This window comes from Streptomyces sp. NPDC104831 (assembly GCF_055583025.1).
The window spans coordinates 1-7806 of the sequence record NZ_JBVJOT010000120.1; the positions used below are offsets into that span (position 1 = coordinate 1).

At 72.0% G+C, this 7806-nt stretch carries 7 protein-coding genes and 1 pseudogene; 2 read left to right on the plus strand and 6 right to left on the minus strand.

Features of this window, described 5'->3' with window-relative positions; all coding sequences use genetic code 11:
• From ACZ63H_RS38130 to ACZ63H_RS38145, 4 genes and pseudogenes are all read right to left on the minus strand, one after another.
• Positions 1-820, minus strand: a pseudogene (locus ACZ63H_RS38130) (serine/threonine-protein phosphatase); the annotation flags it as partial.
• A 247-nt stretch (positions 821-1067) separates the two neighbouring features.
• Positions 1068-2528, minus strand: a complete 1461-nt coding sequence (locus ACZ63H_RS38135; RefSeq protein ID WP_469873050.1) for an aminotransferase class I/II-fold pyridoxal phosphate-dependent enzyme — start codon at positions 2526-2528, stop codon at positions 1068-1070.
• A gap of 327 nt (positions 2529-2855) precedes the next feature.
• Positions 2856-4061 (minus strand): PP2C family protein-serine/threonine phosphatase, encoded by a 1206-nt coding sequence (locus ACZ63H_RS38140; RefSeq protein ID WP_469873057.1) that lies wholly within the window; start codon positions 4059-4061, stop codon positions 2856-2858.
• A gap of 266 nt (positions 4062-4327) precedes the next feature.
• Positions 4328-4807, minus strand: coding sequence for an ATP-binding protein (locus ACZ63H_RS38145; protein ID WP_469873058.1), 480 nt, complete (start codon positions 4805-4807; stop codon positions 4328-4330).
• 157 nt (positions 4808-4964) lie between these two features.
• Between ACZ63H_RS38145 and ACZ63H_RS38150 the strand changes: the two genes are divergently transcribed.
• Positions 4965-5351, plus strand: coding sequence for an STAS domain-containing protein (locus ACZ63H_RS38150; protein ID WP_469873051.1), 387 nt, complete (start codon positions 4965-4967; stop codon positions 5349-5351).
• Positions 5352-5582: 231 nt separating this feature from the next.
• Here ACZ63H_RS38150 and ACZ63H_RS38155 read toward each other — a convergent pair whose 3' ends face one another.
• Positions 5583-6035: a VanZ family protein gene (locus tag ACZ63H_RS38155; RefSeq protein ID WP_469873052.1), complete on the minus strand. Its 453-nt coding sequence runs from the start codon at positions 6033-6035 to the stop codon at positions 5583-5585.
• 369 nt (positions 6036-6404) lie between these two features.
• Positions 6405-7055, minus strand: coding sequence for a DUF4230 domain-containing protein (locus ACZ63H_RS38160; RefSeq protein ID WP_469873053.1), 651 nt, complete (start codon positions 7053-7055; stop codon positions 6405-6407).
• A 125-nt stretch (positions 7056-7180) separates the two neighbouring features.
• Here ACZ63H_RS38160 and ACZ63H_RS38165 point away from each other — a divergent pair, with 125 nt between their 5' ends.
• Positions 7181-7618 (plus strand): VOC family protein, encoded by a 438-nt coding sequence (locus ACZ63H_RS38165; RefSeq protein ID WP_469873054.1) that lies wholly within the window; start codon positions 7181-7183, stop codon positions 7616-7618.
• Positions 7619-7806 lie beyond the last annotated feature (188 nt).

A 7806-nucleotide genomic window follows, 5' to 3' on the forward strand; every position in this document is an offset into this window, starting at 1 on the left:
AGGCGTTGGTTTCCGGTGGGACGAGCAGAGGTTGCTGGGTGGGCGTGTGGTGGCTGTGTCGGGCGATCACCGGGGGGGGGGGGGGGGGGGGGAGGACCCCCCCCCCCCCCCCCCCCCCGGCGCCGCGCAGGGCGTTCACGGTCAGCGTGGCCAGCAGCGCGGAGGCCGTGTCGTGGCCCATGGCATCGGTGATCGAGAGGTAGAGGGCGTCCTGGTCGAGGGCGTAGTCGTAGGTGTCGCCGCCTATGTCGTCGGCCGGGACCAGCCCGCCGGCCAGGGTGAACTGCGCGGCCTCGCAGCAGGACGCGGAGGGCAGCAGCTGGTGCTGGATCTCCGCGGCCAGGGTCATCGTCGTCGTGCGCCGTCCCCAGTGGTAGAGGTCGGTGAAGCGGCGGTCGGTCACCACGATGTACGCGAGCGCGTGCGCGGCCTGCGTCACCGCGTCCCGTACCGCCTCGTCCGCCTCGGGCACGACCAGCTCCAGGACGCCGATGCAGTCGCCGCGGTTCGTCACCGGGGCCACCAGCCGGCAGCCGCCCATCTCGTCCGGCTCCTGGTGCAGGTGCTGGGAACGCAGCACCCGGTCGTAGACGCTTCCCGTCAGCCCGCGTCTCTCGGTCTCACCACGCGTCTGCGCGGCCGTACCGGCTCTGGGCAGCCGGACGACTTCCTGCCCGACCACGTCCACGAGCCAGAACGACACCTCGCTCGCCGAGAAGCGCTTCTCCAGGTTCCGCGCCACCACGTCGACCGATTCCACCGGCGCGGCGTCCTCCGCCGCCCGCAGCACCTCGTCCAGCCCCAAGCCCTCACCGCCCACCACAGGCACCTCCCAGTCCACCACCCCGCATTCCCGGCAAGCCCCTCCGGGATGCCCGCCCCCGCGAAGGGGCCCTCGCGGGCCCAACGCCGACCGGGCGCGGGCGCCGTGCGCGCCGTGCCGCACCCCGGCGGCGGTTCCGCGGGGCGAGCGATGAGGGTCGTGTGCGGGAAGGGAACGGCGGTCGGTCGTCAGGGAGTCGAGGGCAGGACGTTCTCCCCCGGAGTGACTCGTCCGCGAACCGCGCCTATCGCGCCGTCACCCGCAGCGTTTCGGCGCCGGGGTCGGCGGCGTCGGGGATGAGCATGCCGGCGGCCACACCGCTGGTGAGGTAGTCGACGACTTCCCGGGTGATCACCTCACCCGGGGCCACGACGGGAACGCCGGGCGGGTAGGGGCTGATCGTCTCCGCCGCGACGCGTCCCACGGCCTGCCGGGCCGGGACGTGCTCGGCGCTCGCGAAGAAGGCGTCGCGCGGGAGCATGGCCTGTTCCAGTTGCAGCGCGCGGGGCTCGGGCAGACGGACCGGCGGCTGCTTCTCGATGGTGCCGGCGTGCTCGACGAGGCGGTGCAGGGAGTCGACGAGGAGGTTCTCGGTCCGGTCGTCGTCGGCGTGGGTGATCTGCGCGTTGATCCGGCACGTGTCGGAGGAGCCGATGTCGACGTGGCAGTGGGCGCGCAGCCATTCGGCGGCCTGCATGCCGCTGATGCCGAGTTCCCGTACGTCGATGGTGATCTTCAGCAGGTCCAGCTCGGCCGTCAGCCCCTGGTCCACGACCTCCGGTCCCATCAGGCGCAGACCGGGCATGCCGGTGACGGCCTTTCGGATGCGTGCCGTGCGGTGCAGCGCCGCGTCCAGCAGGTCGTGTCCGTGCTGGACCATGTGGCGGCGCCATCCGTCGAGGGTGGCGTACACCAGCGAGGAGGAGCTGGTGGTGCCGAGCAGGTCCTCGCGCTGTTTGAGCACCTCGGGTGAGATCCGGTCGCCCTGGAGGTGGAAGACGGAGCTCTGCTCGATGGCTCCGCCCATCTTGTGGACGCTGGTGACGACGAGGTCCGCGTCGGCGTCCATGCCCCAGGCCGGCAGGTCGGGGTGGAAGGGCAGATGGGCTCCCCATGCCTCGTCGACGATCAGGGGGATGCCGTGGTCGTGGCAGACGCCGGCGGTACCGCGGATGTCGGCGCACGAGCCCCAGTCCGTCGGGGTGATCAGCAGCATGCCCTTGGCATCGGGGTGTTCCCGCAGCGCCCGGCGCACGTCGTCGGGCTCCGGCGGGTGGGCCAGGTGCCGCTCGGTGTCGAACTTCGGGTGCACCCACACCGGTTGCACGCCGTTGACGATGACACCGGCGATCACGGACTTGTGGGCATTGCGCGAGACGAGGAGTTTCTCGCCCGGCCCGGCCACGGCCAGCATGGCCGTCTTGACCGACAGCGAGCTGCCACAGGTGGAGAAGAAGGTCCGTTCGGCACCGACGGCGTCGGCCATCAGCTCTTCCGCCTGAGTGAGCACCCCTTGTGACTCGCGGCGGTCGTCGAGCCCGTTCAGGGACAGCACGTCCGAGGCGAAGACCCCCTCCCCCACGATGTCGAGGACGCGTGGATCGGCTCCTGGACCCTGCTTGTGGCCGGGAGGCCCGTACACCACGTCGCCACGACGCCGGAACTCCTGCAACGCCTCCAGCACAGGGACACGGGAGTGATCCATTCTCGCCCTCCTCGTCGGGTGTGTCTTCGGTGATCGCGTACGCGGCCTGCGCCAGGGCGCCGACCGGCGGGGACCACGCACGAGTTGCACGGGCGCCGGGGCTGAAACGGCGAGACCGCTCCGGATCGCCGCGCAGGACGCGTGCGCGGGCGCTCGGGCACGCAGCGGACGGGAACGGCCGTGAGGCGCCGGGCGCGGAACGACACCACCCGGGTGAACCGGCCGCCGGGCCGGCCGCTGCCGGATCCCGGCCCGGACCGGATCCCCGGGACTCCGGCCCGGCCGCCGTGGGGGGTTGCCCGCCCCGCTCCCCGTGCGGGCGGCGGTTCAGGGGATCAGTTCCCGCTGGTGTCCGCCGCGCCACTCGGTGAGCAGCACGGTGGCGTCGTCGTCGAGCTTGCCGTCGTGGTGTTCCACCACGGCGGCCATCAGCCGGCGCAAGGTCTCGTGCAGGGTGTGCCGGCCGGAGTGGTGGCGCAGGACGAAGTCGACGAACCGGTCCCGGCCGAACTCCCTTCCCCGGGCGTCCCGGGCCTCGACGATGCCGTCGGTGTAGAGCAGCAGGCGGTCTTCCGGCTGGAGTTGTTCCGTGGCCATGGTGACCGGCAGGCGGAGGCCCGCGCCCATGGGGCCGGCCGGGGGGCAGGCCAGTTCGGTGGCCCAGCGGTTGCCGCGGATCAGGATCGGCAGGTGGTGGCCGCGGTTGATCCACGTCAGCCGGCCGCTTTCCATGTCCAGGTCGGCCAGGATGCCGGTGACGTAGCGGCCGGTGCTGAACTGTTCGATCAGGGTCTGTTCCACCTGCTCGCTGGTCTCGCTCAGGGAGGCACCCTGGCGGCGGGCGTTGCGGCACGCGGCCACGGCGACGTTGGCGGTGATGCCGGCGGTGGTGTCGTGGCCCATGGCGTCGAAGACGCCAAGGTGGAGGGTGCTGCCGGCCACGGCGTAGTCGAAGACGTCCCCGCCGACCTGGTAGGCGGGCTCCATCACCGCGCCCACGGTGACGTCGTGTCCGGCGTACGCGGGCGGCGGGGTGAGGTTCCACTGCATCTCCGCGGCCACGTTCATCGGCTCGGTGCGCACGAGACGCGCGTAGGAGTCGCTGAAGGACCGCTTGCTGAGCAGCAGCAGGGCCGTCATGGACGCGAGGTCGCGCAGGGCCTGCCGGACGGGTTCGTCGTCGGTGCGGGTGTCGGCCCGCAGCACGCCCAGGCGTTCGACGCCGTCGGTGATGGCCACCCACCACCTCCGGCCGCCGGGGCGACCGCCCGGCCCGGCCCGTTCGGATTCGGAGAGCAGTTCCACACGCTGGTATGCCTGACCGGGCAGACTGCCCGAGACGGTGAACTCCTCTCCCCCGTCGCCGGCAGCCGTCCCCCGGCCGGTGAGCCGGCGCAGCACCGTCTCACGGACGTCCACCACGAAGACCGCCACGTCGTGCATCCCCGCCACAGCGGCATGCTCGGCGATCATTCCCGGCAGCCGTTCGAGCGTGGCGGTGTGGCTGGCCTGCATCAACCGCATCAGCGACATCGCGCTGCGCTCGGTCACGGTCCGCCCCTCGCCGGGCTCACGCACGGACGATCACCGGTTTCGCAGCGTGATTCGCCACTTGTGGAACTCCTTCTGGCCGCTCAGGTGGGTCACCCGTCTCCGGGCACCTCATGTGTACCCGCCACCCGCACGGCACAGACGCCCGACGCTCCCGCGGCGGACCGTGAGACGGGCGGAGGGCCGACGACATCCCGCGACCGAGGGGGCTCGTACGACGGTCCCGGCGCCTTCGGCTCCCCCGAGGTCTACCCGGGATGGCGTCCGGCGAGCGACCCGCCGGGATCGTCGAGCAGGGCGACGCGGACGGTGATGCGTTTGCCGACGGGCTCCCGCTGCACCTCGAAGCCCTGGGCGACGGCCATGACGATCTCCAGCCCGTGCTGTCCCACCCGCCCCGCGTCCGAGGCCCGCGCGACCGGCAGGACCGGATCGGAGTCCCACACCACCACCTCCACCGCGTCGCCCACGATCCGCAGATCCAGCAGGACCGGGCCGGGCGCGTACTTGCGGGCGTTGGTGACCAGTTCGCTGACCACCAGCTGGGTCAGCTCCAGCGCGCGCTGCGAGACCGGCAGGCCGTGGTCCCTCTGCACGCGGGTCAGGAAGTCCGCGGTCAGGTGCCGGGCCCGGGCGATGACGGAGCCGTCACCGTCCAGGGCCAGCGTGGCCTGCAAGTCCCGTTCGTCAGGCGCCGTACCGTCTTCGCCCACCGGCACCGAATCCATCGCGGCCGCCTTCGTCACCCCGTTCACACCCCGCGCATACCCCCGCCCGCGCGGTACACGCCCCGTCCCCGATGCCGACTCTCCCGGCGCGAGGGCGCCGCCCGCACCGCGAGGGCAGCGGTGCGGGCCAAGGTCTTCGTGTGCCAGTATCACCCGCATGGCCGATCCACGAGGTGCGCAGACGGCGCCGGCGGGGCACACGCAGCCGCCCGGCGGGCTGTCCGCCGTGACCACCGCCACCGAGGGCATCCGCGTCATCACGCTGACCGGCGAGATCGACCACCACACCGGCGACACGCTGCGTCACGCCCTGGACACCGCCCGCACCGGCCGGCCCCGCTTCGTGATCGACATGCGGCAGGTCACCTTCATGGACTCCACCGGCATCAACATCCTCATCGCCGCCCACCAGGCCGCCGCCGAGGCCGGCGGCTGGCTCCGGCTGGCCGCACCGGCCGCACCCGTTCTGCGCACCCTCCGGATCGTCGGTGTCGACGAGGTCATCGCCTGCCGTCCCACCCTGCGCGACGCACTCGGCCCCTGACACCACCCCACCGGGCTCACCGGTCGTCCGACCGTCCGTCGCCGCGATCCGCGCCGCCGGGACGGCGGGTGCTCACACTCCTTCGGGACGTCACCACCCCCCGTGGCACCAGGCACCGGCGGTCGGCCGAGAGCCCCGGCCCCTCGCCTCGCGGGTCCTGAACAGCCGTGCTCCACCGCCGGCACCGGCCGCTTCCTCCCCGGGCGCGTCGGCCCTTCCCCGCCGCCCGCGTCACGCGCTCTTCCGGCGATCGTGCACCCGCCCGAGCCTGCGGCCCAGCAACAGGTAACCGGCCATCGCGCCGGACGTGTTGAGGATGACGTCGTCCACGTCGAAGACCCGCCCCGTGACCAGGGCGCCCTGGGCCGTCTCCACCAGCAGCATCACGATCGCGGTGAACAGCAGGACCCGCCAGAACCCCCGGGCTCCGGGGGCGAGCACCGGCAGCAGGACCCCGAACGGCACGCCCAGCAGGACGTTGCCGCCGACCTGCTTGACGGCGTCCCGCAGCTCGGGCTGGTCCAGATAGGCCCTGAGGGAGCGACCGGGGTGCAGGTTGCTGTGCGTCAGGGAGACGGAGGCCGGGGACGGCTCCAGGGTGATCTTGGCCAGTACCGCGGCGAAGGCCACCATGAAGACGAAGGCGCAGAGCATCGCCAGTATCCGCACCGGCAGCGGGAGCACATGCCGACGACGCGCGGGTCCGGGCTTCGTCTCCGCCGCGGGCCTGGCCTCGGTGGCCGCGCGGACGTCGCCCGTCCCGCCGGCCCGCGTGCCCCGGGAAGGGCCGCCGCTCCAGCGCGCCCGCGCCCTCGCGAAGGGCCCACCGGTGCCGGCCGCCCCCGTCGCCGGACTGCTCTCGGCGTCCTCACGGGGCCGCTCCGTGCCGTCCGGGCCGCGGAGGCCGAACCGGGCAAGGCGACTCGTTCGGGGCGCGCGGCCGGGAGAGGCTGCGCGTGAGGACAAGGCGATGCGGGCCATTCGATCCTCCAGTCGTCAACGACCCTGTGGGGTGAGGCGGTTGTCCGTCGAACCGGCGGAACGCCGGACGGGTCAGTACCCGTAGGAGACGTGCACATCCTTGAATCCGAGGGAGTGCAGCAGACCCTCCAGCATGTCCGTGGTGTTGGTCTCGGCCCGCGCGATCAGACCGCTGCCCTCGGCCGCCTCGCGGATGTGGGACACGGCGAGCTTCTGCACGGCGTGTTCGCTGTTGGGGTTGTCCGAGAACAGGTCGCCCAGACGGTCGAGCAGTCCACGCTGCTTGGAGACGGCGTAGGAGTGTTCCGCGTCCAGGGCGGCCCCGCCCAGTCGCGCGTGCGGGAGCCGCAACGTGGCCGACGTGCGGTCCTTGTTCACCGTCACGTCCTCGGCGCCCAGCTTGCCGAGGTCCACGTACGCGTCCACCGTGCCGGCGCCGACGTACAGGGTGCGGGTACCGCGCAGGGCGTCAGGGAGGAACTTCGTGTCCTTCTCCAGGTCGACGACGACCTGGAAGTTGCCCGAGGCCGCCTCGTAACGGCTCATGTCCTTGATGGACTCCAGCAGAGCGGGGCCCGAGCGGTCGTGCGTCTCCGTGCCGAACAGGCCCTTGACGCCCGGGAGCACGGCCAGTCCGATCCCGGCGGACAGCAGCGCGAGTACCAGCACGAGGGCCGTCACCGCCTTCGCCCAACCGGGCATGTGCGTACGGGAAACCGTCATCCGGCGGTCCTCCTTCCTGCCATCCGGATGCCCCTCGAACCCCGTACCAGACACGGGAGACGGAAGAACCGGCGCGAGGCCGTCCGGAGGCCCGGACGAACGCGCGGCTCGGTAGCATGCGCCGCATGGCCATCAGACTCGAGAACGTCGGCATCGCCGTTCGCGATCTCGAAGCAGCGATCTCCTTCTTCACCGATCTCGGCCTCACGGTGGTCGGCCGTGACACGGTCAGTGGTGAGTGGACCGACACCGCCGTCGGCCTTGACGGCAACCACGCCCGCATCGCGATGCTCCAGACACCGGACGGGCACGGTCGCCTCGAACTCTTCGAGTACATCCATCCCGAAGCAATCGAGTCGACGCCCACCCGTCCCCACGAGATCGGCATGCACCGCGTCGCCTTCTCGGTCGACGACATCGACGCGGCACTCGCGACAGCCGCGAGGCACGGATGCCACCCGCTGCGCGGCGTGGCGACCTATGAGGACGTCTACAAGCTCACGTATCTCCGCGGTCCCAGCGGCATCCTCGTGATGCTCGCCCAGGAACTGAAGAGGGACTGACGCCTCGTCCGTGACACCGGTCCGGGCCCGGCGCCGTTCGTGTCCCCCGGTCTCTGCCGCCCCCGGCAACAACACTGCGCGTGGGGGGGGGGGGGGGTGGGGAGGGGAGGAGGAGGGGGGGGGGGTGTTGTGTCCTGGGGGTAGGGGCGGGGGCTATCCCTAAGTTCTCTGTACTGTATGGCGTTGCG

Bases quoted from the DNA above. Each gene is read 5' to 3' on its own strand.
- ACZ63H_RS38135 (WP_469873050.1), bottom strand. From the start codon at position 2,528: ATGGATCACTCCCGTGTCCCTGTGCTGGAGGCGTTGCAGGAGTTCCGG.
- ACZ63H_RS38140 (WP_469873057.1), bottom strand. From the start codon at position 4,061: ATGTCGCTGATGCGGTTGATGCAGGCCAGCCACACCGCCACGCTCGAA.
- ACZ63H_RS38145 (WP_469873058.1), bottom strand. From the start codon at position 4,807: ATGGATTCGGTGCCGGTGGGCGAAGACGGTACGGCGCCTGACGAACGG.
- ACZ63H_RS38150 (WP_469873051.1), top strand. From the start codon at position 4,965: ATGGCCGATCCACGAGGTGCGCAGACGGCGCCGGCGGGGCACACGCAG.
- ACZ63H_RS38160 (WP_469873053.1), bottom strand. From the start codon at position 7,055: ATGACGGTTTCCCGTACGCACATGCCCGGTTGGGCGAAGGCGGTGACG.
- ACZ63H_RS38165 (WP_469873054.1), top strand. From the start codon at position 7,181: ATGGCCATCAGACTCGAGAACGTCGGCATCGCCGTTCGCGATCTCGAA.